The sequence below is a fragment of the Schaalia odontolytica genome, from assembly GCF_031191545.1.
GTDB lineage: Bacteria > Actinomycetota > Actinomycetes > Actinomycetales > Actinomycetaceae > Pauljensenia > Pauljensenia odontolytica.
The window spans coordinates 1,650,884-1,676,038 of record NZ_CP133472.1; the positions used below are offsets into that span (position 1 = coordinate 1,650,884).

A 25,155-nucleotide genomic window follows, 5' to 3' on the forward strand; every position below is an offset into this window, starting at 1 on the left:
AGGACTTTGGTATGCCGACACGTAAGAGCGCACAGACGCGCTCACTCAATGGTGCCGCCCGATTCCGTCCGGGCTGGGTTCCCTGGCTGTGGGTGACCCTCCCGGTCCTCGCGGTTATCTCCTTCTACATCTACCCCTTCATCACGACCGTCTACGTGTCGTTCACGAAGACGAAGCCGACTGGCAAGATCGGCCGATTCGTTGGCTTCGACAACTTTGTAACCGTTCTGGGTGACGGTGAGTTCTGGCAGTCCCTGGGCAACTCCGTCATCTATGCGCTGTGCGTCGTTCCCCTGATGGTGCTCCTGCCCCTCCTGCTAGCGCTCCTCGTCAAGTCGCACGTGCCCGGGATTGGTTTCTTCCGCGCCCTGTATTACCTGCCTGCCATCTCTTCTCTGGTCGTCATCTCGCTGGCCTGGCGTTACCTCCTGGATCAGCGAGGTCCGGTCAACAACATGCTGGCTTCGTGGGGTGTCGATCCCATTCCCTTCCTGTCCAACCAGTGGCTGATTCTCTTCTGCGCGATGATCATCACCCTGTGGCAGGGACTGCCTTACTACATGATCCTGTACTTGTCCGCCCTCGCAAACGTCGATAAGTCCCTGTACGAGGCGGCCGAACTCGACGGTGCGGGTCCGATCCGTCGCTTCCTGACTGTCACCGTTCCTGGCGTGAAGGTGATGATGTTCCTCGTCGCCACACTGACGACAATCGGCTGCCTGAAGATCTTTACCGAGGTCTACCTCCTGGGTGGGGCCGCCTCGCCCACAAAGACACTCACGATGTACATCCGAGACCGAATCGTTGACCCGACCTTCGGGTCCCTGGGGCAGGGAGACGCCGCCTCGGTGTGTCTGTTCCTCATCACCTTCGGCTTCATCATCGCTTCGCAGAGCCTGCAGAGGAAGGCTGAAGACTCATGAGCACCGCACCTCAGACCGCACCCGCAAGCGCGGGCGAGCGCTTCGCCAGCTGGCGCAAGGAGCGCCGCCTCGAGCGCCAGAGCCGCAACGTTGCGTCGCGTCAGATGCGCGGCGGCGCCCTTGTCGCCCGCTATGTTCTCCTCGTCGTTGTCGCGATCGTCCTGGTCGGCCCGCTCGTCCTGCCCCTGATGGCGGCCTTTAAGGCGCCCGGCGAATCCGTCTTTGGTCAGGGGGCAACGATCCTGCCCCAGACCTGGTCGCTCGACTCGTTCGTCGTCCTGTTTGAACGCACGAATATCCTCGGGTCTATCCGAAACTCGGCTATCATCGCCGCGCTGACGGTCACCTCCAACGTCGTTCTTTCGTGCATTGGCGGCTACATGCTTTCGAGGCGGGGGTGGACCGGCCGCAACGTCATGTACTTCGTTGTCCTGTCCGCCATGATCTTCCCCTTCGAGTCGATCATGCTGTCGCTGTTCAAGATGATGGTGCAGCTGGACCTGTACAACACGCTTCCCGGCGTGTGGATGGTTGCCATGATCGGCCCCTTCCAGATCCTCATGATGCGCGCCGCCTTTATGGGCATCCCCGACGAGATCGAGGATGCGGCTCTCATCGACGGAGCGGGGGAGCTGCGTCGCTTCTGGTCCATCTTCCTGCCCCAGGTGCGTGGCACGCTGACGGTCGTTGGTCTGACATCCTTCATCGGCGCGTGGTCCGACTTCATCTTCCCGCTGCTTATGCTGCCCGATCCGAACAAGCAGACCCTGATGTTGACGCTGACGGCCATCCAGAACTCGCCGCAGGGTGTTACCTACCAGCTCGTGCTGGCCGGTGCCGTTGTCGCAATGGTGCCCGTCGTGCTGGTCTTCGCCTTCAGTCAGAAGTTCTTCTTCCGCGGTATCGAAGACGGCGGACTGAAGTTCTGATCCTCGTCCCCGCGGGTGCGCCTGGCACCCGCGGGGACCTCCTCTATCAAAAGGAGGTGCTTTCACCAAAAGCTAACACGTGTTAGGTATTGTGGATTCTCAACCGTCTAACGGTGGATTCCTGCCATCACCCCCATCCTGACGAAGGAGTTAAACTCATGGGGACTAGACCCATCATCGGTGCACTCGGAGCCCCGATTCTTGCGGCCACCATGCTTGGCCTTACGCCCGCCGCGGCCGTCGCGGCCCCCGAAACCCCGTATCACCCGAACGTCCTGTGGGCGACCTCCGAAGAGAAGGTCGGCGAAGGAGCACCCAACGGCACCATCGCAGCCCTCACCGACGACGACAGCGGTCGCACCGACGCGACCAAGACCTTCTGGACCACCAAATGGAAGGGAGGGCTCGACACCTACCCCCACGCCCTCGCCGTCCAGAACCCCACTCCCGGAACGCAGGTCTGCGGCCTCGGCCTGACCCCGCGCCCGACCTACGATTCCACGCTCGGAAACGACCAGTTCCCGGGGGAGTACCGCGTCTTTGCCTTCGATGAAGATCCCGGAAACCCTGCTTCCGAGGCCTCCTTCGGCGAGTGGAAGACTAAGGTCGCCGCAGGTACTTGGGATGGCGGCACCGAGCTCAAGCACGGCAGTGACCTACAGTTTGGCAACAAGGAACAATACGTCACCTTCCCCGCGACCACGAAGCGCGTCTTCACCCTCACCGGCCTGCGCTCCCTCGCTCCGGGTAAGTCTGACATGGCGCTGTCCGACATCAAGCTCCTGCCCTGCGACGGCGACGGCAATGCCATCACGTCCTACGGCAGCGACGATAACGGCGACAACAACGCTGGGGTGCGGCCCGTCGTGCCGCACCCCGACGCTCCCGCACAGGGATCGGGTTCGAGCGACCTCGTCGTTGACTTCGTGATCGACCAGCTGCCCTACGGCGAACCCGGCAAGCCCGTCGACTTCGCCCCCGGCACCCACACCTACACGGCCACCGGCTACTACCACGCCAAGACCGTCTCGGCGCGCATCCGCGCGGTCGACGGCGCCTCCGTCACCATCAACGGCGCGACCCCCGACGCCGACGGACGCGTGTCCAACCTCGACCTCGAAACCGGCCTGAACGTCATCACGGCAACGGTGGCCAAGGACGGCAAGGAAGCCACCTACGTCGTCAACATCACCAAAGTCGAGACCGACTTCCGCGGCAACGTCATGGTGCCCGTGAGCGCGAAGGCCAACGGTGGCACCGAGGCCGATAACGCGGCACTGACCGACCTTGACCCCACCACGACGTGGACCTCCGATCCGCTCGTTCGCGCCAGCGACTGGTCCGAGGGCGTCACCGGCATCGAGCTGCACCTGGGCGAGGCTCGCTACGTTCACCGCGTCAACGGCTGGGGCTCCCCGAAGCTGCCCGCCGGCGTGCAGGGGTGGCACGGTGGGAACTCCGTGGCCATCGCTGTCCAGGAAGCCGACGGGGGCGAATGGAAGACCATCGTCACCCACGGCTCGCTCACTCGCGACGCGCGCGGCCTGTGGTACTGGGACTTCAACAGCTACCACCTCGCCAAGAATATCCGGATCTGGATGAACGACGAGACCGAGCCTCAGACCCCCCGCAACATCGCCACCGGTGTGACCTTCAACGATGTTGAGGTGTGGGGCCTGCCCGCCGGCAAGACCCCCGTCGCCCCCACCGTCGACAACTCCATGTACGAGCGCTACGCCGGATTCGACCCCGGCGAGGGCAAGTGGGGCGTCAACCGTGCCCAGGCCCTCGCGCTGCAGTATGGCGTCATGATGCCCGCGTGGGTGCCCTCCGAAGGCTACGGACGAGGCGGATTCGACGCGAACGAGCGCGACCTCACGGGCGGCGCCTTCCCCATGTTCTACGACCTGCCCATGTTCAACACCCCGATGATGGAGTCCCTGGGCAAGGGCGCGCCGTGGGCACTCGCTAAGGCCCCCACCGGCAAGAACAGCATGTGCAACGCTGGCGAGCCCCGCGACTTCATGAACGAATACATGAAGCCCTACGCGAACACGCTCGTCGACATCCAGTACGGCGATGAAGGAGGCTTTAACCGAGGCGAGTCCGAGTGCTTCAAGAACTGGTTCTCCTGGTCCAAGCAGAACATTCCCGGTGCCGTCGTTCACGCGAACTCCTGGGACGATCCGTCCTGGTACCGCGACGAGAACCTGAGCTACTACGTCTCCAATGCGAAGCCCGACCTGCTCAGCTGGGACAAGTACTACTGGGGCGCCAACGGCGGCCCCGCCCCGAGCAACGTCGTCATGAACCTGCTCAACACCAACACCTGGAAGAAGCAGCGCGAATACGGCCTCAAGGGCCTCACGGGTGACGGCTCCAGCCCGATCCTGTACGGCCAGTACCTGGACTACAACTGGGACGCCAATGTGTCGGCCTCCGAGAAGTCGATCGTGCCCTCGCTGGGCCTGGCAACCGGACAGAAGTGGTTCGGCCTGTTCCGCATGGAGTACAACGGCTACGATCGCTCCTCCATCATCGACCACGATGGTGCGCCGACGCGTTCGTTCTACGAGTTCTCCAACATCTTCGGTAACGTTTCCTACATCGGTAACTACACGAAGGCCATGAACTCCACGTTCGTTGCCTACAAGCCCGGCCAATACGCGGCTCGCGGCTCTGCCCCCTCGCTCACCGGATACAAGTACGGTGACTTCGCCTCCGGCGACGAGGCCAAGGCTGCCAACGCGGGCGTCGGCCTGGTGGACATGTCGGTGACCAACGTCGGCTCCGTCAACGACGGCCTGCCCGGCGACGTCGTCGTCGGCTACTTCGAGCAGCTGAACGGACTGGAGAGCGCCAAGTCCGCCGAAATCTTCGGTGACTCCACGACCGCTCCCAAGGGCTTCATGGTTGTGAACGCTCTGACCGGCCAGACGCGCTACCCGTCCTACCTTCTCGACCCGCGCACCGATAACGGCTCGCTGGCCGAGACTGCCCAGGACATCACGCTGACCGTCAAGAAGCCCAGTGCCGATGCCCACCTGATGCTCGTCAACCCCGCAGACAAGACGACGCAGGAAGTCGAGCTTGGCGATGGCGAGACCTCGCAGGTTGTCCTCAAGGCCGTCGGCGGCGGCGACTCGCGCTTCCTGTACTGGGTCACGGTCGACAACCCGGACCCGCAGCCGAACCCGGACCCCCAGCCGAACCCGGATCCGCAGCCCAACCCGGATCCGCAGCCCAACCCGGATCCGCAGCCCAACCCGGATCCCCAGCCCGCGCCTCGGACCGGGCAGTGGAAGTCCGGCACCTTCGGATGGTGGTACAGCTACTCTGACGGCACCTACGCCGCCAACGAAACCCTGGTCATCGACGGACAGACGTACCGCTTCGATGCGCGCGGCTACATGAAGACGGGCTGGGTCTACGAGGGCGGACACTGGTACTACCACGCCTCCAGCGGCGCCCAGCAGACCGGCTGGGTCATGGACCGCGGTAACTGGTACTACCTCGACCCGGCAAACGGCGTGATGGCGACCGGCTGGGCCCAGATCGGTGCATCTTGGTTCTACCTGTCGCCCTCCGGAGCGATGCGAACCGGATGGGTGAAGGACGGCGTTGCCTGGTACTACCTGTCGCCCTCCGGCTCGATGGCCACGGGCTGGCAGCACCTGGATGGCTCCTGGTACCACCTGGGCACCAACGGTGCGATGACCACGGGCTGGCTCAAGGATGGACCCTCGTGGTTCTACCTGCACGGCAATGGCTCGATGGCCACCGGTTGGGAAATGATCGGATGGACCTGGTACCACTTCGCGCCCTCGGGCGCGTGGATTGAGTAGTTAGCTCCACGCAGGACGAGGCCGTGGCCGGGTTTTCCGGCTGCGGCCTCGTTCGCGTGCGAAAAGGGTCATTCCTTGCGGATGGAGAGCGACTCGACGCGGTGGTCGTGGCCCTTCGTGAAGATGAGGGTCGCGCGCTCGCGGGTGGGGCGAATGTTCTCGCGAAGGTTCGGCAGGTTGATCGCGCTCCACACGACGTGCGCGGTCGATGCGGCCTCGGCGTCGGTCAGGGAGGCGTAGGTCTTGAAGTAGGAATCCTCGCGAGAAAACGCGGTCGCCCGCAGCTTGAGGAAACGGTCGACGTACCACTGCTCAATCTGTTTCTCGTCGGCGTCGACGTAGATCGAGAAGTCGAAGTAGTCCGAAACGGCCACCGACACAGAACCGGGGGCCGAGCGCGGCGGCTGTAGCACGTTGAGGCCCTCGACGATGAGGATGTCGGGGCGGTCCACGTCGACGTAGGCGTCCGGCACGATGTCGTAGGTGACGTGGGAGTACACCGGTGCCTTCGCGTGCGGGTTGCCCGCCTTGACCGAAGCCAGGAACGAGATGAGGGCCGAACGGTCGTAGGACTCGGGGAAACCCTTGCGGGCGATGAGGGAACGTTCCTGCAGGATCCGGTTCGGATAGAGGAAACCGTCCGTTGTTACCAGGTCCACGCGCGGGGTGGAGTCCCAGCGTGAGAGCAGCAGCTGGAGGAGGCGCGCGACCGTGGACTTGCCGACGGCGACCGATCCGGCGATACCGATGACGAAGGGGGTGGAGTGGGCCTCGGGCTCGCCCAGGAAGGCGTGCCGCTCGGCGGCTGTGCGGCGTCGCCCGTCGATGTAGAGCTGCAGCAGTGCGCTCAGGGGGCGGTAAATCGTGTCGACCTCGGTCATGTCGATGGGGTCGCCCAGCGATGCGATGCGGTCAATGTCCTCCTGCGTGAGCGGCAGGGGAGTGCGATCGGCGAGGCGGTCCCACTCGCGGCGGTCGAAGCGCGCGTACGGGTTGGGCGCGTTGCGCACGGCAACCGGGTTTTGCTCGTCAGGCGAGACGGTCGGCGAGGCCGTGGATGGGATGGGCGAGGGGCTCTCGGTGGTGCTCACGTCCCCCATTGTGCCCCACATGTCGATGCCCGTGTGTGCTGAGTTCACCGCGTGAAGCGACACACGTTACTGACCGATGGAGGGGTTGGGTGTGTTGCAATGGGTGCTATGTGCGGAATTGTTGGACATATTGCATGCAAGGCGTCCCAGCGTAGTCGCGAGGTTGTCCTCGGCGGCCTAGCGCGTCTCGAATATCGTGGGTACGACTCGGCGGGCATCGCCCTGGCGTCCCCGGATCACCTCGACGTTCGCCGCGCGCTCGGCAAGCTCGTCAACCTCGCCGAGGAACTTGACGCGCAGCCTCCCGTTGACGCGAACGCGGGCATTGGGCACACCCGCTGGGCGACGCACGGGCGCCCCACGGTCGCGAACGCTCACCCTCACTCCAGCCCGGACGGCCGTTTTTCCCTCGTCCACAACGGCATCATCGAGAATGCGGACGCCCTGCGCGCCGCCCTGGTTGCCGACGGTGAGGCCTTCGCCTCGGAGACCGACACCGAGGTGGTCGTCCACCTGCTGGCGCGCGCCTACGACCGGGCCGATCCGGCCTCGTACACGGGTCCCGTCGCCGGACTGACCGGCACGGACGCGGAGGTGGCACGCCGACTGGTCGTCGCTATGCGCGCCGTAACCGAACAGCTGCACGGCACCTTCACCCTCCTGGTCCTGAGCACCCAGTCCCCGAACGTTATCATCGCCGCCCGCCGCTCCTCCCCGCTCGTCATCGGCCTGGGCGAGGGCGAGAACTTCCTGGGTTCCGACGTCCTAGCGTTCGTTGAGCACACGAACCGAGCCGTCGAGGTCGATCAGGACGAGGTCGCGGTCGTCTCCGCGACCGGCGTGACCGTTATCGACCCGAACGGTAAGCCCGTCGAGCGTGAGGAATACGAGGTCGACTTCTCCTCCGACCGCGCCACCAAGAACGGCTGGCCGACCTTCATGGAGAAGGAAATCCACGAGCAACCCGATGCCGTGGGTGCCACGCTGGCGCACCGTATCGACTCCCACGGCCACCTGGCCCTGGACGAGGTGCGCATCCCCGAGCACGTCCTGCGCTCAGTCGACAAGGTCATCATGATCGGATGCGGCACCGCCTCCTACGCCGGCCAGGTTGCCCGCTACGCCATCGAGCACTGGTGTCGCATCCCCGTTGAGGTCGAGCTCTCCAGCGAGTTCCGCTACCGCGACCCCGTCGTGGGCGAGAAGACGCTGGTCGTGGCCATCTCTCAGAGCGGCGAGACCATGGACACCATCCAGGCAATCCGCCACGCCCGCGAGCAGGGGGCGAAGGTCGTCGCCATCGTGAATACGCCCGGTTCGACCATTTCGCGCGAGTCCGACGCCGTGATCCTCACGCACGCCGGCCCCGAGATCGCTGTCGCCTCCACCAAGGCGTTCACCGCGCAGGTCACGGCCTGCTACATCCTGGGCCTGTACCTGGCGCAGGTGCGCGGCAACAAGTACGCCGATGAGATCGCCGACTACATGGACAAGCTCGGCACCATCCCCGACGCGATCTCGCGCGTCCTCGACAGCGGCGAGAGCGTGCGTCAGTTCGCTCGTACTATGCAGGACGCGACGTCGGTGATCTACCTGGGACGCCACGTCGGGTTCCCCGTCGCCCTCGAAGGAGCGCTCAAGCTCAAGGAAATCTGCTACATCCACGCGGAGGGCTTCGCCGCCGGCGAGCTCAAGCACGGTCCCATCGCGCTCGTGGACGAGGGTCAGCCGGTCATCGTCATCGTGCCGACCCCTCGCCGCCCAGAGCTGCACGGCAAGGTCCTGGCCAACATCGCCGAGGTCCGCGCCCGCGGTGCCCGCACGATTATCATCGCCGAGGAGGGGGACGCGAGCGTCGACGAGTTCGCCGAGGTCGTGTTCCGAGTGCCCGCCGTTCCGACCCTGTACGCGCCTCTTCTGACGGTCGTGCCGCTGCAGATCTTCGCCTGCGAGCTCGCGGCCGTCAAGGGGCTGGACGTGGACCAGCCGCGCAACCTCGCCAAGTCCGTCACCGTGGAGTAGATGACCGCGCCGCCTCGCGCCTTCAGCGGCCGAGGCGGCGTGCCAGAATTGTGTCATGCTTATTTTCGACGGTCGAGCCCTGTCATTTGCTAAAGCGCGCGCCACTGAATGCGCGCACGTTGAGGCCGCGACGGCGCAGGGGGATCCCGACCGCTACATGCGCCAAGTCGCTGAGAAAGTAGCCGACCAGGTCCGTTACCTCTGCGAACCTGCGGCGTGGCCGCGGGATCTGCCGGCCACGACGGCTGTCACCCGGCTGGGGGAGGGCCTTGGCATCGACGAGGCGGCCGCCCACATCGAAGACATGGATGCCTGCCTCGTCGCCTTCGTCGGTGGTGGTGACAACGGCGGGGATGCCCTCTACACCTGTGCGATGCTGGCGGAGAGGGGAAAGGTCGTCACTGCCTTCCTGCTCAAGCCCAACGCTCACGCGCGGGCCCTGGAGGCAGCCCGGGAAGCCGGCGTCGGCATCGTCGAGCTGTCGGGCCGCTCCCTGCGTTCCCTTGAAGGGACCCCCGAATGGAACACCATCTGCGGGGCGCGCGTATGGATCGACGGGATCGTCGGCATCGGCGCTCATGGCCCCCTCACGGGCGAGCTCGCGGAGACGGTGACGTGCCTGAACGAGGAGCTGCGCGCCCACCCCAAGAAGGTCATCGCAATCGACGTGCCCTCCGGCCTGACCGACGACGACGGCAACGTCGCTGGACCGATCCTGCGCGCCACCCACACACTCGCGGTGGGTGCCTACAAGCGCGCCCAGATCCTGCCTCCCGCCGTCGAATACTGCGGCCAGCTGCGCATGATAGGCATGTACTGGAGTGGGGCGCACACGGACACGACCCCCGACGCTGAGGGGAGAATCGGCGCGGGCGACCTTTACTACTACGACAGCGATGAGCGTGCCGCGGCCGCCGTTCCCATCCCCGCCTTCGCCGACGACAAATACGCACGAGGCGTCGTCGGCCTCGTCGCGGGATCCGATACCTACCCGGGTGCCGGCCTGCTCGCCACGCGCGGGTCCCTGGCTTCGGGCGTGGGCATGGTGCGCCTGAACTCCACGAGGCGCGTCCAGGACCTCGTGCTCGCCGCCGAGCCGGGTGTCGTCATGGTGGGCGGGCGCATCCAGTCCGCCCTCATCGGCCCCGGCCTCGACGAGGACCGGCGCGAGGACGCGCTCGAGCTCGCGCAGTTCTGCGGGCAGTCGGGCATGCCGCTCGTCATCGACGCGTGGGCGCTAGACCTTGTGCCCGAGCTGGTGGGCACCATCTCCCCCGACGCGACCGTCCTCACCCCGCACTACGGGGAAGCCGCGCGCCTGCTGAGTGCCCTCGGACATCCGACGACGAGGGAGCAGGTCGCATCCTCGCCCCTGCGCTGCGCCCGCGCCCTGCATGAGGCCACGGGCTGCCACGTCGTCCTCAAGGGACCGGTCACGATCGTCTACTCCTTCGAGGACGTGCCCCTCTCCCGCCGCGCGGAGGCCGACGGTGAGAACGCGCGCAGGTACGCCGACACACGCGCAGGTGAGCGCCCCGGCCTCACCCGGGTCTACGAGCCCACGGTCGCTCGTGTCACTACCTCCTGGGCCGGAGTCGCCGGCAGCGGTGATGTCTTGGCCGGCCTCATCGCCGGCGTCCTCGCCCGCCCCGCCGGACAAGACACCGCGAGCTCCCCCGAGGGGGCACGTCGGCTACTCGTGACGTCGGCGCGCCTGTCGGCGGCCGTCTTCCTGCACGCCAGCGCTGCGCAGACCGCGGCGATGCGACGCCAGGGAAGAGCTCCCATCCAGGCGCGTGATATCGCCGACGAAATCTCCTCAGTCCTGGCCAGCATCGCACAGTGACACGCGCCCTGCGTCGACCCGCGCGCGCCGCGCCGCCGGCGCCGCGTGAGATACTAGGGGAGTGACTGTCACAGACATTCAAAGCGAGGGACGGGGATACCCGTCGTGCGCGGCCGTTGACCTGGCCGCCATCAAGCACAACCTCAGTGTCCTGCGGGCCGCTGCCCCGGGTGCCCTCCAGCTCGCCACCGTCAAGGCGAACGCCTACGGGCACGGGCTCGTCCCTGTAGCGGTCGCGGCCCTGGAGGGAGGAGCCGACTGGCTGGGCGTCGCTCAGCTGGCAGAGGCCTTCGCGCTGCGCCGCGGCCTCGACGAGGCGGGGGTGCCCCGAGCCGACGCGCCCCTCCTCGCGTGGATCTCCACCTCTTCCTCCGACTTCGCGGCCGCCATCGAAGCTGACATCGACCTGTCCGTCTCATGGACCTGGGTTCTCGCCGACATCTGCGCCGCCGCCCGAGCGCTCGGTCGCCCCGCGCGCGTCCACGTCAAAATCGACACCGGCATGTCGCGCGCGGGTTCGACGCTGGCCGACCTGCCCGCCCTGGCCTCGGCTCTGCGCATGGCCGCCGACGACGGACTCGTCGACGTCGTGGGAGCGTGGAGCCACATGTCCCGCGCCGACGACCCCAGCGAAGAGGGGCAGGCCTCGACCGCGAGCCACGTGCGTATCTTCGAGGAAGGCCTGGCGATCCTGGCGGAAGCCGGTATTACGCCGCGCATCCGCCACCTCTCTGCCACCTCGGGCATCCTGTGGCATCCCGAGGCCCACTACGACATGGTCCGCGCCGGTATCGGCCTGTACGGACTGAGCCCCGACCCCTCGGTCGCCTCGTCCCGCGAGCTCGGGCTCATCCCCGCCCTCGAGCTGCGCGCGCCGCTGACCTCCGTCAAGGTCGTTGAAGCAGGCACCCCGGCCTCCTACGGGGGGACCTGGGTCGCGCCCACCCGCCGCTGGATCGGTCTCGTCCCTCTCGGCTACGGCGACGGTATCCTGCGCGCGGTCTCCAACCGGGCGCGCGTCGTCGTCCACAGTGACGCTGGACCTCTCAACGCGCCCCTCGTTGGGCGCGTGTGCATGGATCAATTCATGGTCGACCTGGGTCCCGCGCAGGGAAGCCCCGATGCGCCGAGTGCCCGCAGCGGGGAGCCCCCCGCTTGTCCGGGTGACATCGCGACTCTCTTCGGTTCGGGTGCGGGCGGCGAGGCCCTGGCCGACGAGTGGGCCGAGGCGGCGTCTACCATCAACTACGAAATCGTTACGCACCTGGGCACCCACATTCCCCGCGTTTACGGGGAGCGCCCAGTGCCCACGCAGGAGAGGAACCCGCATGAGTGAGACGATCACCGCCACGTTTGAGGTAGCAACAAGGGACGCGGACCAGACGCGCGCCTTCGGAGAAGACCTCGGCCGTATCCTTGCAGCCGGCGACCTCATCATGCTGTCGGGCGGACTCGGCGCGGGCAAGACCACCCTCACCCAGGGCATCGGGGTGGGTATGGGCGTGCGCGGACGTGTCGCCTCGCCGACCTTCATCGTCGCCCGCGTCCACCCGTCGCTTCATGGCGGCCCCGACCTCATCCACGCCGACGCCTACCGCATCACGGACCTCAGCGACCTGGAGACGCTTGACCTGGACTCATCCCTCGACGAGGCGGTCACCGTCGTCGAGTGGGGCGAAGGCAAGACCGAGGCCATGAGCGCCGAGCGCCTCTCCATTGAGGTGCGCCGCGCGTCGGGCGGCGAGGCCGACCGTGACGGCGACGTTATCGACCTGGAACACATGGACGACGGGACGCGCTTCATCGTCCTGCGTGCCCACGGCCACCGCTGGGATGGGGTGCTTGACGGTGTCGTCGCCGCCCACGGCGGCACACGCATCGACGATGCTGGCACCGACGAGTAGGATCACACCGTGCGAGAGATAGCCCTGGACACCCAAGCAGCCACCGCGGTCGCGATCATCGACGACGGCTGCGTCATCGCCCGCGCCCACAACGATTCCGGGCGCCACCACGCCGAATCGATTACCCCGCTCGTGCGCGACGCACTCGAGCGTGCCGGACTGCCCGCGCAGCTCGCGGACGCAGGTATCGATCGCGTCCTTGTAGGCACCGGCCCCGCCCCCTTCACCGGGTTGCGTGCGGGCCTCGTCTCGGCTCGCGTCCTCGCCGCCGTCGCGGGCGTGCCCGTCTACGGAGTCTGCGCCCTCGACGTCATTGCCCGTCAGGGACTCGACCTCCTCGCCCCCGACGCGCGCGTCTACGCGATCGCCGACGCTCGCCGCCGTGAACTCTACTGGGGTGCCTACGTTGCCGCCGGACCCGACGACGTGTCCCTCGAGGGGGGTCTCGAGGTGGGAGAAGTGAATGCGCTCCTGGGTGACATGCGAAGCGCCCCCGGCCTCGTCGTCGCAGGCGCCCCAATCCCCGCGCATAGCGCCGATGCGCTTGCGCACGTGGACCTCGGCCCGCAGGTGAGTCTCGACCCCGCGGTCATGAGCCGCATCGTCGCCACGCGTCTGTCGCGCGGCGAGGAAGGCGCTCTGAACACCGAACCCCTGTATCTGCGCCGCCCAGACATCCACGGCCAGCCCGCCGAGCGCCTGTGAACGCGACGCTGCGCATCGCCAGTGCCGCCGACCTTGAGCTCTTCGCCATGCTCGAGGCCGAGGTATTCGCCGAAGACCCCTGGACCCCCTACATGATCGCCGAGGAGCTGGCCTCCCCGGCCTCGCGGTACTGGATCGCCGCGGATGTCTCCGGAGACGTCGTCGGATACGGCGGTGCCAAAGTCGGCGGGGACCAGGCTGACGTCATGACCATCGGGGTGCGAGCCCACGCCCGCGGCCAAGGCGTCGGAGCGGCAATTCTGGATGCCCTCCTGGACTGGTCTCGCGAGGCCGGAGCGCGCGAGATCTTCCTCGACGTGCGGCCCTCGAACGACAGCGCCATCCGCCTGTACGAGTCGCGGGGATTCGTCGAAATTGGCCGCCGACCGCGCTACTTTCGCAACCCCGTCGAAGAGGCTGTGGAGATGAGGGTGCCCCTGCGCTGAGTTGATGCGACGGCGGCCACTAAATAGGTGCGGTCGGTGTATCAATATTCCTGTCTATTGGTCCCCATTTGTGGGATCGATCGTCCCACGTGTTTTCCTTTCCGGGGGTGGCCCAAGGGGTGTGCGAGAACCGCGAGAAATAGCGGAAAATGACAGTGCGTCGGCAAGCGGTGCGCGCGCCTTCGTTCCATGGTCCTACGAAGCGGACGAAAAGCGTCGATATGCTCACGTCATGGCCACTCAAAATGTCGCAACGAAGAAGCGCCGCGCGTGGACCACCAGCGTCTTCATTAAGCAGCTGATGGCCGTCTCGGGCTTCGTTTTCGTTTTCTTCTTGCTGTTCCACTCCTACGGCAACCTCAAGATGTTCCTGGGCGCGCAGGTCTACAACGACTACGCGCACTGGCTGCATGAAGAGGCTTTCGTGCCGATCTTCCCGCACGGCGGATTCATCTGGGTCTTCCGCGCCGCCATGGCGCTGATGCTCGTCATTCACCTGTGGGCCGCCGCCTACACCTGGAAGCGTTCGCGCCGCGCTCGCTCCACCCGCTACGTCGTGAAGAAGTCCGTCACGGACTCCTACGCGGCGCGCACCATGCGCATGAGCGGTGTCATCGTCCTGCTGATCCTGATCTTCCACATCGCGCACTTCACCACGGTCACCCTGCCCGCGAGGCTTTCGAACTTTGGCGCTGACGTCACCACGCCCTACGACCGCATGGTTGCTTCGTTCCAGTCGCCGGTCCTCGTGATCCTGTACGCCGTGTTCGTCGGCTGCGCCTGCATCCACGTCTCCCACGGCTTCTGGTCCATGTTCCAGTCGCTCGGTTGGGTGCGTCCCGCGACCCGCAAGCCTCTGGTTCTCCTCTCGGGCCTGGTCGGTCTGGTCATCTTCGTGATGTTCATGGCCCCGCCCGTCGCCATCGTCACCGGCTTGATCCACTGAGGAAGGGCACGTCATCATGACCGATACACTCATCCACGGCCTGTACCGTGAAGGCGAGAAGATCGCCGACGCGAAGGCTCCCCACAACGTTCCGATCGCGCAGCGTTGGGAACAGCGCAAGTTCTCCGCCGCGCTGGTCAACCCCGCTAACCGCCGTAAGCTGCGCGTCATCATCGTCGGCTCCGGCCTCGCGGGCGGCGCCGCCGCGGCTTCGCTCGGCGAAATGGGCTACAACGTCGACTGCTTCTTCTACCAAGACTCCGCCCGTCGCGCGCACTCCATCGCCGCGCAGGGTGGCATTAACGCCGCGAAGAACTACCGCAACGACAACGACTCCGTCTACCGTCTCTTCTACGACACGGTCAAGGGCGGCGACTACCGCGCCCGCGAGGACAACGTCTACCGCCTCGCCGAGGTCAGCGCGAACATCATCGACCAGTGTGTCGCGCAGGGAGTCCCCTTCGCCCGCGAGTACGGCGGCCTCCTCGACAACCGCTCCTTCGGTGGCGTGCAGGTCTCCCGTACGTTCTACGCGCGCGGACAGACGGGGCAGCAGCTCCTGATCGGCGCCTACCAGGCGCTCGAGCGTCAGGTTGCGGCCGGCACGGTCAAGGAATACTCCCGCCACGAGATGGTTGAGCTCATCGTGGATGAGGGCAAGGCGCGCGGCATCATCGCTCGCGACATGTCCACCGGCAAGCTCGAGACCTTCATCGCCGACGCGGTGGTCCTGGCCACCGGCGGCTATGGCAACGTGTTCTTCCTGTCCACCAACGCGATGGGCTGCAACGCGACCGCCATTTGGCGTGCGTACCGCAAGGGTGCCTACTTCGGCAACCCCTGCTTCACGCAGATCCACCCCACGTGCATCCCCCAGCACGGCGACCAGCAGTCAAAGCTGACCCTCATGTCGGAGTCGCTGCGTAACGACGGTCGTATCTGGGTTCCCAAGCGTGCCGAGGACTGCGAGAAGGACCCGCGCCAGATCCCGGAAGAGGATCGCGACTACTACCTGGAGCGCATCTACCCCTCCTTCGGTAACCTCGTTCCCCGCGACATCGCGTCGCGTCAGGCCAAGAACATGTGTGACGAGGGCCGTGGCGTCGGCCCGAAGATCGACGGTGTCGCCCGCGGCGTCTACCTCGACTTCTCCGACGCGATCAACCGCATGGGCCTGGACGCCGTGTCTGCCAAGTACGGCAACCTCTTCGACATGTACGAGCGGATCACGGGCGACAACCCCTACGAGGTGCCGATGCGCATCTACCCGGCCGTCCACTACACCATGGGTGGCCTGTGGGTTGACTACGACCTCGAGTCGAACCTGCCCGGTCTGTATGTGACCGGCGAGGCGAACTTCTCCGATCATGGCGCGAACCGTCTGGGTGCCTCTGCGCTCATGCAGGGCCTGTCGGACGGCTACTTCGTCCTGCCCAACACGATCAACGACTACCTGGCGCACTGCTTCCACCTGCCCAAGCTGGACGAGAACTCGCCCTCCGTCAAGGAGGCCCTCGACTCGGCTCAGGGACGCATCGACACCCTCATGTCGGTGGGCGGCACCCGATCCGTGGACTCGTTCCACAAGGAGCTGGGCAAGATCATGTGGGAGTACTGCGGCATGGAGCGCACGGAGGAAGGCCTCAAGAAGGCCATCCGTATGATCCGCGAGCTGCGCGCCGACTACTGGAAGAACGTTCGCGTTCCCGGCAAGTCGATCGGCGAACTCAACCAGTCCCTCGAGAAGGCCGGCCGCGTCGCCGACTTCATGGAGCTGGGCGAGCTCATGTGCATCGACGCGCTACACCGCGAAGAGTCGTGTGGTGGCCACTTCCGCGCGGAGTCGCAGACTCCCGAGGGTGAGGCACTGCGTCACGACGACAAGTTCCTGTACGTGGCGGCATGGGAGTTCGCTGGTGAAGACGAGCCCCCGATCCTCCACAAGGAAGACCTGATTTACAACGACATCGAGCTGAAGCAGCGGAGCTACAAGTGAACCTGACACTGAGGATCTGGCGCCAAAACGGTCCCGAAGACAAGGGCGCAATTCATGAATACCAGGTGAAGGGAATCTCGGAAGAGTCCTCGTTCCTGGAGATGCTCGACGTCTTGAACGAAGAGCTCTTCGCACGAGGCGAGGAACCCATCGCCTTCGACTCCGACTGCCGCGAAGGCATCTGCGGTCAGTGCGGCATCGTCATCAACGGCATCGCTCACGGCCCGGAGGTCACCACGACCTGCCAGCTGCACATGCGTTCCTTTAACGATGGCGACGTCATCACGATCGAGCCGTGGCGTGCATCCGGCTTCCCGATCATCAAGGACCTCGTGGTCAACCGCAGCGCCCTGGATCGCATCATCCAGGCCGGTGGCTACATCTCCGTGAACACGGGTGCAGCTCCCGACGCCCACGCGACCCCGGTCCCGAAGCAGGACGCGGATCGCGCGTTCGAAGCTGCCGCGTGCATCGGTTGTGGTGCGTGCGTGGCAGCCTGCCCGAACGCCTCCGCGATGCTCTTCACCTCCGCGAAGGTCACGCACCTCGGCCTGCTCCCGCAGGGCAAGCCCGAGAACTACAAGCGCGTGGTGGGCATGCTCAACCAGATGGACGAGGAGGGCTTCGGCTCCTGCTCCAACATCGGCGAGTGTGCTGCGGTGTGCCCCAAGCAGATCCCGCTCGACGTGATCGCAAACCTCAACCGCCAGCTCGGCAAGGCCGCCTTCAAGGGCGTCTGATCGACCTGTAGTGGCCTCGCGGGAGGGCCCGGCGCGTATGCGTCGGGCCCTCCCGCGCTTATCCCCGTGAGGGTGAACCACTCGGAGCCGGTCTCAGCGAGCAGGCGCTGGTCGGATACACTGATCTGTTAGACACCAGTAGGGGGAGGCCAGCATGAGTGCGCATCAGAGATCGAGCCGACAGGGGGCCGAGCGCTCTCCATACGAGTCGCAGGAGGAGCGTCGCTACGACGTCCAACCCTGGCGCAAGGCCGCGTACTACGGGGGCGCTGTCCTAGTCGCCATTGGCTTCATCCTGTTCTTCGTCCCTTTTCTTGCCGTCTTCTCTTTCCTTAGTACGTTTGCCCCGGGGCCAGGCGGTCCCGGCCCCGGTTTCTTCGCAGCCTTTCGGGCTTTTCCCGTGGGGTTCGTGGGCTTTTTCCTCATCCTGGCGGGGCAGAGTCTTCGTGCGGTGGGGCGTCAGGGGCTAGCCGGTTCGGGCGTTGTCCTCTCCCCCGAGGGCGAGGCACGCGATGCCGAGCCGTGGCAACGCTCCAAGGGTGCCCAGTTGCAGGATGCCCTCGAAGAGGTACCGATCATCCGCGATGCCGTCGCGTGCGGCGCCGGTGGGGAAACGCAGATCAGGGTTCGCTGCTCCTCCTGTGGATACCTGGAGACCGAGGACGCCAGGTTCTGCTCCGGGTGCGGGGCGTCAATGTTTCCCTCCTGAGAGCCGCAACCGGATTGGCCGACGATCTGCGAGAGTCGCGGCTCGGATCCACATGCACGGACCCGCCGAGGCGTATCATGAATGCATCGAGGGCTCAGAGAGGAGTTCTGCCATGCAATTCGATGAGACCGGCCCGAACACGCATACGCGGCGTTACTGGGTGAGCGCGACGATCGGTATTGGAGCAATGCTCGTCTTCGCGATCCTCTCCATCCTGCTTGTTCTGGGCGTCGTCCTCGGATCGCCCGCGATCCGTCCCATCGCAGATTCGCTTTTCCCGTGGTCTCTGGTGGTGCTCGCGATCGCCGGTGGTGCGATGTTCGTCGCGAACGTGCGCCAGCGCACCTAGGCCTACGCCGCCTGCTGAGCCTTATTGGTCCTCGTTGCCGCCGTGTGCGGCGGCGACGTACGCTGCGGCTTAAACTAGGGGACGTGAGTGAACCCCTGGTCCTTGGTATCGAGTCAACGTGTGACGAGACCGGCGTCGGCCTCGTGCGCGGAACGCAGCTTCTGGCCGACCGTACGGCCACGTCGATGGATGAGTACGCCCGCTACGGTGGCATCATCCCGGAGATTGCCTCGCGCGCTCACCTGGAGTCTTTCCTACCCACGCTCAACGCTGCCGTGGACGAGGCCGGGGTGACCCTCGCTGACGTTGACGCGATCGCGGTCGCGGCAGGCCCTGGACTCGTCGGTTCGCTGACTGTCGGTATCTGCGCTGCCAAGGCCCTGGCGTCGTCGCTGGGCAAACCCCTGTACGGCGTGAATCACGTGATCGGTCACCTGGCGGTTGACAAGCTCGCAGACGGTCCGCTTCCCGAGCACTTCATCGGCCTGGTCGTCTCCGGCGGTCACTCGAACATCCTCGACATCCGTAACATCGCGACGGATGTCGTCGAACTCGGGGGCACGCTGGACGACGCGGCTGGTGAGGCCTTTGACAAGGTGGGGCGCCTCCTCGACCTGCCCTACCCGGGTGGCCCGCACGTGGATCGCCTGTCCCAGCAGGGGGACCGCGAGGCGATCCGCTTCCCGCGTGGCCTGGCCGCCGGCAAGGACAAGGAACGCCACAAGTATGACTTCTCCTTCTCGGGTTTGAAGACCGCCGTCGCGCGCTACCTTGAGGGCGCGAATGCTCGAGGCGAGGTCGTCAGCAAGGAAAACGTGTGTGCGGCTTTTTCAGAGGCCGTCAACGACTCTCTGAGTGCAAAGGCCGTTCGTGCCGCTCTGGATACCGGCTGTCGCACGATTGTTGTCGGGGGAGGTTTCTCAGCGAACTCGCGCCTGCGTACGCTACTGGCGCAGCGTGCCGAGGCAGTGGGGGTGAGCGTGCGCATGCCTCCGCTGCGTTTCTGCACGGACAACGGCGCTCAGATTGCTGCGATCGGATCGGAACTGGTCGCGGCTGGCCTGGCCCCCTCGGACTGGGACTTCTCCCCGGATTCGAGCATGGAACTCACGACGACGTACCTCGCGCCGCGTGCCTAAGAGCGCGGGGTGTGGCTAGCGCAGGCCATCCATGAAGCTCTGTGCGACCGACCCCCACGAGGTATAGAAACCAGCCACCATGTTTCCCGCGATGCCGATGAGCATCGCGGCGCTAGCAGTTGCCGCGCCTAGGGAAGTGAGCCGAGCCAGGTAGGCGAGCGTGGAGCGAAGCGGACGAGGGAGAGAATCGAGAGCGGCCGCGCGACCCGCGCGGTGACGCGCGTGGCTACGGCTTTCGGAGCGCTCGGCATCTTCCTCGTGGCGTTGGACGTACCATCGCGGTGCCCAGCACCACACAAGCAGAAGCGAGACGAATGCGCTTACGATAGTGGCCGCCAGTACCAGGTAGCTGTTTGGAGCCGTGGGGTGCGTCGTTGGGGTCGTGGTCGTCGCTGGCACAATCGAGGTGCTCGCCTCGGACGACTGCGCTGTGGCGGAAGTCGAAGCGGCCCCCACAGCGTGGGCAACGCGGTCGGAGGACCCCCACCAGGCCAGCATCGTTGGAATGTGTTCGCGCCACAGCGGTCCCGCGTGTCCACCGGTCGGTGGGATATCCGTCGTCACGGTGTCGGGCTCCTTGACAGCCGCGGCCATTTTCAGGGCGGTGTAGGCACCGCCAACCGCATCGTCGCCGGCCGCCATCGCGTAGATGCGCATTCCGTCGGCAGTGCGATTCGCCAGCATCGTCGAGAGCGTGTTATCCGCCAGGTACTGCTCGCCCTGGTTGGTCATCTGCCCCTCGATCTGCGTGTCGTATCCGGACAGAGAGGCAGCAGCACCGAAGGTCTCGGGCGTACGCAGCGCAGTCCAGATCGCGCAGTAGGCACCCGCTGAGAAGCCGCCGATCATCCAGGCGTCGCGGTTGTCGGTCGTGTTGGGGAAGTTGTGGCGGATCATCTCGGGAATTTCGTGTGCAGCCCACGTGTAGACAGCAGGCCGTCCCTCGATATCAGCGCAATCGTGGGCGTTTTCGTCGACGCTCAGGGATGGAGCTACGACGATTGTCGGGGGAATGATACCTGCGTCGACGGCCTCGTCGAGGGCTTGCTGCACCTGCGCGCCCTGCGTGGTGCCGTCGGCCTCGCCCGGGTACCCGTGGAGAAGTTCAATGACCGCGTAGGTCTTACCATCGTTGGGGGAGTAGTCGCGAGGAGTGATGACGAAGACAGGTAGCGTGATGCCGCTCGTGGGGCCGGTCCATGTGGTCGTGAGCATGCCGTCCTCGGTGCGCGTGAATGTCGCATCGAGATCGGACGTGGCGGCCGACTGGGCATCGATGGTGGCCTCGCCCCCCGTGGATGGCTGTGGCCCCACGACGGCGGAGGCAAGGAGTTTGCCGAGGTCTCCGCTGGTCTTGACGAGGCCAAGTGAACGGTTGAATACGAGGGCGCTCGCGGAGGCAACGAGCAGCGTAGGAACAAGGACGATAACCGTACGGCCGAGCCAGCGTGCCGTGCGCCCAGAGCTGCGCGCCGGTGCCGAGCGTGTGAGGAGCGCGGCCCCCGTGAGGAGGGAAACACCCGCGAGGATGGTCACGACCACGAGGGTCTTCATCGATGTGAGCGGGATGGAAGCAATGATGCTCATTGGTGATGCTTTCAGGAACTGGCGTGAGAGGCCTCGGAGGGCTCATGCGCGTGGGAGGAGGCGCTGCCGCGCGAGGCAGTGCGCGTGGAGCGCAGGTCGCCCACACCCTTGGCCGCGAGCTTGGTGAGGCCACTGGCGACCGAGGCGACGAGCGTGAGGGTCTGCGCGGGGGAGACGTGGGGGACGTAGGCGTGCGAGATTGCCAGGCCGACGGTCGCGAGGGACGCCGGATCCGGCACCGCCAGGTACAGGGACTGCGTGCGCGGCTTGAACTTTCGCTTGAACGCGTGTAGTGAGGTAAAGCCGTAAAGCGGCTCCATGATGGCGGCCAGCGCGTCGGTGAGCGGCCCGAAGGCCGATGTATCCTCCGCTGAGCGCGACAGGGGAGCACCGGAGAGCGAGAGGACCTTCAGGCCCTCCTCCTGCGCGTCCAGGGCGGCCTTTCCTATGAGGAACTCGATCGCTGGACGCCACCCGTCTGTGCGTCGGCGCATGACGTCCAGGGTCAGGCCGACGATCTGTCCGTCGCGGTAGATGGGCAGCCACGAGGTGACGGCGTGGATCGTGGATTCCCCGTCGATGGCGACCAGGATGCGTGTTTCGGGAACCGCGAGCTCGCGCACGCCTCCCAGCGTAAAACTCATCTCGGGCAGCGCCTTGTCAGCACTCCACGAATTGGAGATGACGGTGATCTGGTCGCGCCAGCCCGCCGGGCACTCCTCCCAGGTGGTCCACACGGCCTCGACGCCCTCGCGTGTCGCGTGGTTCATGGCGGTGCGCACGTCCTGGTAGGCCTTTCCCTTGAAGGCGAGGCCGGGTAGATCCAGCAGGGACTCTTCGGCGACCTGCATGATCGTCCAGCCCGCCTCACGCGCGGCCTGCGCGAGCTCCTCGTGGATCGAGTAGAGAGCGGGGGTCAGGCCCGAGGCGGAGGCGAAGGAAGAGAACTGCGCAATCGCCTCGGATGCCGCGCCCGGCCTGTAGGCCAGGTCTGTGACCGTCAGCGCGACGCCGCCCGACCCGCGATAGGCGACCCCTGCCTCGGCGGAAGGCGAGACCCACACCTGGCTGCCCTCCCAGGTCTGCATCCACCCGAGGGTGCCCGCGCCGTGGGAGCGCAGGAGCGGCGTGAGAGCGTCGAGCGGGGAGGACAGGGGGATGCGAGGCCGGGCGAGCAGCGCACTGAGGATGATCGCGAGGGTACCGACCCAGGCGACGAGAGGCACCCACAGGACCGGGGCCTCGGCGAAGAGAGTCATCGGAACCAGGGAGGGCTCGAAGATTGAGGCCGTCGCCGTGGGGAGCAACGCGAGCGTGTAGTCGTGGAGGACCTGAAACACAGTCGCATAGTCCGTGACGGCGAGTTCGTCGCCGGAGGTGAGAGCAGCGAGAGGCACGAACGAGTCGCTGGTGAGAAAACCGAGAATGAGGACCGCGCCCGCGCAGCCCACCATTAGAAGGATCCAACGGCGCAGCAGGGTCGAGGTTGTGGAGGGCTCAGCATGGATCGTGAAGGAACGGCGTACCCACCAGGCGATGACGCATAGCGCGACGTTGAGGATGACCGGGACCAGGAGGAACGATGCGGTGGTCATGAGCTCGGGCCTTGCCATGCCCTTCTCGTCGGTGCCCTGCGCCAGTGCCACGGCCGTCGACGCGACGGTCGACAGGCCGAGAACGCCCTGGAGGACGAGAGTTCCGTAGTATGCGGCGCGCCTGCCCTTGCGCAGCCCGTAGGCGAAGATCAGCTGCAGCGTGATGGGGGCAAGGCACAGGAGAGTCGTGATGACACCCGTTCGGCCCTCGAGCCACCAGGCGGGCCCCAGGGACCAGCGCATCTGTGCGAGCGGACCCTCGGGTGCAGAGGAGACGACGGTCAGAGCAGCCGCACAGGCCCAACACAAAGCGGCGACAGAAGCGAGCTGGCGTCCGATCGTGATCTCGTCCCCGGAGCCGCTGTGCGCTCCGCGCACACCCGCGAGGCGAGCGGCCGCCATGCCCGCGAGGAGGGCCCACACCCTCGCGTACGAGAGCGCCGATCCCAGGATTGCCGCCGACAGGATGAGGATTCCGATGAGGAGGAAACGCGCACGCCAGCGCCAGTGAGAGGCCAGTGATTGAGCGGCAGCGCCCGCGAGCGCAACGAGAATCAGGCTCGTGCCCCACAGACTTCCCTCGTCGATGCTTAGTCCCCACATGGAAAAAACCGTCGTGAGTGCCGGGAGAGTCAGCCACGTGGCCGTAACGCCGGCGACCTGGCCGGCTACGGCCACGGCAATCCACGCGCGCGTTCCCAGGTGTCTCTCGGCTGCGCCGCCCGCGATGATCATGGTGACGATGCCGAGCACGGCGGTGGCGAGGAAGTTACCGGGAACCGCGCCGACGGAGGAGAGGATCGACCACCAGTGGGGAGCTGAGGGAGAAGCCTCGAGTGCGGTGAACTGGTCGCGCCACACCCAGTATGTCGCCGACATGACCGTTAAGGCGATGGTGAGGATGGCCGTGCCGGGGCAGCGCGAGAGCCAACGGATGGTGAGGAGCGCCAACGAGGAAGGAAGGAGCCAGAGGGTCTTCGCAGTGACACCGATGCGGGAAGTGATCCTGACCAGGGTGGATGGCGCGCTTTGAGCCTCTGGGGTGCCAACAGCTTCCTGTTCCACGCGGGACTACCTTTCAGATCTCTGGTTCCTGCCGCATCAACGATAATACCGTGCGCTGAGAGTCACCTGAGAATTGTCACGGAGATGGGAGCCAGAAGAAGTTGCCCCGCGTCGCGTAGCGGCGCGGGGCAACGAAGCAAGGACGTTTAAGCGCGCAGGGTAGCGAACTCGGCGAGGGCCAGAGGACGACCCGCGCTCATCTCGGCGCGCATGAGGTCCACGACCGCGTCGAGGCCCTGGCCGGGGCGCGCAGCCGCCGCGACGGCGCGTTGGCGCTCGTAGGAGGCGCCGAGCGTCAGGATCGTTTCGAGGCCGGCGAACTCGCGTGCGCAACCAAGGTCAGCGGCCACGGGAGCCAGCTCCTCCTTCAAGCGAGCGATACCGTCGCGGGCACTCTCGGTCGTGCCGTCACGCGAGACGATGAGGGTCGCGTCCATGCCGTAGCGGGCCGATCGCCACTTGTTCTCCGCGACGAACCAGTCCGGCAGGGAAGGAAGCGGCTCGCCCGCGTCGTAGAGGCGCGAGAAGTGTTCGACGAGGACGTGGGTGACGGCCGCGAAGGTGCCAACTTCGGTCGCGTTGGTCGCCGCGTCGTACACGCGGTTTTCGATCGTGCCGAAGGCGGGGGAGGGACGGATGTCCCAGCGGACCTCGTCGAAGCTCTCGATGACGCCCGTGCGGATCATGTCGTTCGTGTAGGCCTCCAGGTCTTCCCACGTGTCGAACTGGCGTGGGATGCCGGCGGTGGGGAGCTGTTGGAAGACCATCGAGCGGTTGGACGCGTAGCCGGTGTCCTCGCCCGCCCAGAAGGGGGAGGACGCGGAGATGGCCTGCAGGTGGCCCAGGTGTGCGGTGAGGGCGGCCTGGATCGGGAGGATCTTCGCGCGGTCTTCGACGCCGACGTGGACGTGGACGCCGTACAGGAGCATCTGGTGGCCCCAGTAGGCGGTGCGCTCGACCAGCTGCGCGTAGCGCTCTGAATCCGTCACGCGCTGGCGTCCTGGGCGCGCGAAGGGGTGCGTGCCCGCGGTCGCCAAGTCGATGCGCAGGTCCGAGGCCAGGGGAGTCAGGTAGTCGACGCAGTCCGTGAGGTCGGCGAGGCACTCTGCTACGGTCGCGCGAGGCTTGGAAACCACCTCGATCGTGTTGAGCAGCATCTCGCGGTGGACGCCCGGGTAGAGCTTCCCGTCGGTTGTCGCGCGGTCGATGATCGCGTCCGCGCTCTGACGCAGGTCGTGGGAGTCACGGTCGACGAGCTGGAGCTCCCACTCGACGCCGATCGTGGAGCGTTGGGAAGATCCGAAGGGCAAAGACATGA

The 25,155-nt window shown here is 66.0% G+C and carries 19 protein-coding genes; 15 read left to right on the forward strand and 4 right to left on the reverse strand.

What is annotated here, in order from left to right:
• The first annotated feature begins 11 nt into the window (after positions 1 to 11).
• The 3 genes from RDV55_RS07070 to RDV55_RS07080 all read left to right on the forward strand — a co-directional run bounded on the left by RDV55_RS07070 (position 12) and on the right by RDV55_RS07080 (position 5,697).
• A complete protein-coding gene (locus RDV55_RS07070) occupies positions 12 to 923 on the forward strand; it encodes a carbohydrate ABC transporter permease (RefSeq protein WP_111823830.1) in 912 nt (303 codons plus the stop codon).
• Positions 920 to 1,852, forward strand: a complete 933-nt coding sequence (locus RDV55_RS07075) for a carbohydrate ABC transporter permease (protein WP_111823829.1) — start codon at positions 920 to 922, stop codon at positions 1,850 to 1,852. Before RDV55_RS07070 ends, RDV55_RS07075 begins: the two co-directional genes overlap by 4 nt.
• 158 nt (positions 1,853 to 2,010) lie before the next feature.
• The gene (locus tag RDV55_RS07080) at positions 2,011 to 5,697 is read left to right on the forward strand and encodes a cadherin-like beta sandwich domain-containing protein (protein ID WP_111823828.1); all 3,687 of its coding nucleotides are present in this window, start codon (positions 2,011 to 2,013) and stop codon (positions 5,695 to 5,697) included.
• A 68-nt stretch (positions 5,698 to 5,765) separates the two neighbouring features.
• Here RDV55_RS07080 and coaA read toward each other — a convergent pair whose 3' ends face one another.
• The gene (gene coaA, locus RDV55_RS07085) at positions 5,766 to 6,797 is read right to left on the reverse strand and encodes a type I pantothenate kinase (RefSeq protein WP_245907719.1); all 1,032 of its coding nucleotides are present in this window, start codon (positions 6,795 to 6,797) and stop codon (positions 5,766 to 5,768) included.
• Between the two features lie 99 nt (positions 6,798 to 6,896).
• Here coaA and glmS point away from each other — a divergent pair, with 99 nt between their 5' ends.
• The 12 genes from glmS (at position 6,897) to tsaD (ending at position 19,590) form a co-directional block, all read left to right on the forward strand.
• Complete coding sequence (gene glmS / locus RDV55_RS07090) at positions 6,897 to 8,810, forward strand: glutamine--fructose-6-phosphate transaminase (isomerizing) (RefSeq protein WP_111823827.1); 1,914 nt, start codon at positions 6,897 to 6,899, stop codon at positions 8,808 to 8,810.
• A 55-nt stretch (positions 8,811 to 8,865) separates the two neighbouring features.
• Positions 8,866 to 10,656 carry a bifunctional ADP-dependent NAD(P)H-hydrate dehydratase/NAD(P)H-hydrate epimerase gene (locus RDV55_RS07095; RefSeq protein WP_111823826.1) on the forward strand — a complete coding sequence of 597 codons (1,791 nt, stop codon included), beginning with the start codon at positions 8,866 to 8,868 and terminating at the stop codon, positions 10,654 to 10,656.
• Between the two features lie 61 nt (positions 10,657 to 10,717).
• Complete coding sequence (gene alr / locus RDV55_RS07100) at positions 10,718 to 11,992, forward strand: alanine racemase (protein ID WP_111823825.1); 1,275 nt, start codon at positions 10,718 to 10,720, stop codon at positions 11,990 to 11,992.
• Positions 11,985 to 12,560, forward strand: coding sequence for a tRNA (adenosine(37)-N6)-threonylcarbamoyltransferase complex ATPase subunit type 1 TsaE (tsaE, locus tag RDV55_RS07105; RefSeq protein WP_111823824.1), 576 nt, complete (start codon positions 11,985 to 11,987; stop codon positions 12,558 to 12,560). Before alr ends, tsaE begins: the two co-directional genes overlap by 8 nt.
• Positions 12,561 to 12,569: 9 nt before the next feature.
• Complete coding sequence (tsaB, locus tag RDV55_RS07110) at positions 12,570 to 13,265, forward strand: tRNA (adenosine(37)-N6)-threonylcarbamoyltransferase complex dimerization subunit type 1 TsaB (RefSeq protein ID WP_111823823.1); 696 nt, start codon at positions 12,570 to 12,572, stop codon at positions 13,263 to 13,265.
• Entirely contained in the window at positions 13,262 to 13,711 is a 450-nt protein-coding gene (gene rimI, locus RDV55_RS07115; protein ID WP_111823822.1) for a ribosomal protein S18-alanine N-acetyltransferase, read from the forward strand. Before tsaB ends, rimI begins: the two co-directional genes overlap by 4 nt.
• A gap of 232 nt (positions 13,712 to 13,943) precedes the next feature.
• Positions 13,944 to 14,657: a succinate dehydrogenase cytochrome b subunit gene (locus RDV55_RS07120; protein WP_111823821.1), complete on the forward strand. Its 714-nt coding sequence runs from the start codon at positions 13,944 to 13,946 to the stop codon at positions 14,655 to 14,657.
• Between the two features lie 16 nt (positions 14,658 to 14,673).
• Entirely contained in the window at positions 14,674 to 16,653 is a 1,980-nt protein-coding gene (locus RDV55_RS07125) for a fumarate reductase/succinate dehydrogenase flavoprotein subunit (protein WP_111823820.1), read from the forward strand.
• Complete coding sequence (locus RDV55_RS07130; protein ID WP_111823819.1) at positions 16,650 to 17,393, forward strand: succinate dehydrogenase/fumarate reductase iron-sulfur subunit; 744 nt, start codon at positions 16,650 to 16,652, stop codon at positions 17,391 to 17,393. The genes RDV55_RS07125 and RDV55_RS07130 overlap by 4 nt, the downstream gene beginning before the upstream one ends.
• A gap of 154 nt (positions 17,394 to 17,547) precedes the next feature.
• Positions 17,548 to 18,102 (forward strand): zinc ribbon domain-containing protein, encoded by a 555-nt coding sequence (locus RDV55_RS07135; protein ID WP_111823818.1) that lies wholly within the window; start codon positions 17,548 to 17,550, stop codon positions 18,100 to 18,102.
• 112 nt (positions 18,103 to 18,214) lie between these two features.
• A complete protein-coding gene (locus tag RDV55_RS07140) occupies positions 18,215 to 18,451 on the forward strand; it encodes a hypothetical protein (RefSeq protein ID WP_111823817.1) in 237 nt (78 codons plus the stop codon).
• 83 nt (positions 18,452 to 18,534) lie between these two features.
• A complete protein-coding gene (gene tsaD, locus RDV55_RS07145) occupies positions 18,535 to 19,590 on the forward strand; it encodes a tRNA (adenosine(37)-N6)-threonylcarbamoyltransferase complex transferase subunit TsaD (RefSeq protein ID WP_309187883.1) in 1,056 nt (351 codons plus the stop codon).
• Between the two features lie 15 nt (positions 19,591 to 19,605).
• Here tsaD and RDV55_RS07150 read toward each other — a convergent pair whose 3' ends face one another.
• From RDV55_RS07150 to RDV55_RS07160, 3 genes are all read right to left on the reverse strand, one after another.
• The gene (locus RDV55_RS07150; RefSeq protein ID WP_111823546.1) at positions 19,606 to 21,177 is read right to left on the reverse strand and encodes an alpha/beta hydrolase; all 1,572 of its coding nucleotides are present in this window, start codon (positions 21,175 to 21,177) and stop codon (positions 19,606 to 19,608) included.
• A gap of 11 nt (positions 21,178 to 21,188) precedes the next feature.
• Positions 21,189 to 23,837, reverse strand: a complete 2,649-nt coding sequence (locus RDV55_RS07155; protein ID WP_111823547.1) for a bifunctional lysylphosphatidylglycerol flippase/synthetase MprF — start codon at positions 23,835 to 23,837, stop codon at positions 21,189 to 21,191.
• 146 nt (positions 23,838 to 23,983) lie between these two features.
• Positions 23,984 to 25,153 (reverse strand): glutamate--cysteine ligase, encoded by a 1,170-nt coding sequence (locus RDV55_RS07160; protein ID WP_165835847.1) that lies wholly within the window; start codon positions 25,151 to 25,153, stop codon positions 23,984 to 23,986.
• Between the last annotated feature and the right edge of the window lie 2 nt (positions 25,154 to 25,155).

Bases quoted from the DNA above. Each gene is read 5' to 3' on its own strand.
- RDV55_RS07140 (WP_111823817.1), top strand. From the start codon at position 18,215: ATGCAATTCGATGAGACCGGCCCGAACACGCATACGCGGCGTTACTGG.
- RDV55_RS07070 (WP_111823830.1), top strand. From the start codon at position 12: ATGCCGACACGTAAGAGCGCACAGACGCGCTCACTCAATGGTGCCGCC.
- RDV55_RS07135 (WP_111823818.1), top strand. From the start codon at position 17,548: ATGAGTGCGCATCAGAGATCGAGCCGACAGGGGGCCGAGCGCTCTCCA.
- coaA (WP_245907719.1), bottom strand. From the start codon at position 6,797: ATGGGGGACGTGAGCACCACCGAGAGCCCCTCGCCCATCCCATCCACG.
- RDV55_RS07120 (WP_111823821.1), top strand. From the start codon at position 13,944: ATGGCCACTCAAAATGTCGCAACGAAGAAGCGCCGCGCGTGGACCACC.
- RDV55_RS07095 (WP_111823826.1), top strand. From the start codon at position 8,866: ATGCTTATTTTCGACGGTCGAGCCCTGTCATTTGCTAAAGCGCGCGCC.
- RDV55_RS07125 (WP_111823820.1), top strand. From the start codon at position 14,674: ATGACCGATACACTCATCCACGGCCTGTACCGTGAAGGCGAGAAGATC.
- tsaE (WP_111823824.1), top strand. From the start codon at position 11,985: ATGAGTGAGACGATCACCGCCACGTTTGAGGTAGCAACAAGGGACGCG.
- RDV55_RS07150 (WP_111823546.1), bottom strand. From the start codon at position 21,177: ATGAGCATCATTGCTTCCATCCCGCTCACATCGATGAAGACCCTCGTG.
- RDV55_RS07080 (WP_111823828.1), top strand. From the start codon at position 2,011: ATGGGGACTAGACCCATCATCGGTGCACTCGGAGCCCCGATTCTTGCG.
- glmS (WP_111823827.1), top strand. From the start codon at position 6,897: ATGTGCGGAATTGTTGGACATATTGCATGCAAGGCGTCCCAGCGTAGT.
- RDV55_RS07075 (WP_111823829.1), top strand. From the start codon at position 920: ATGAGCACCGCACCTCAGACCGCACCCGCAAGCGCGGGCGAGCGCTTC.
- RDV55_RS07160 (WP_165835847.1), bottom strand. From the start codon at position 25,153: ATGTCTTTGCCCTTCGGATCTTCCCAACGCTCCACGATCGGCGTCGAG.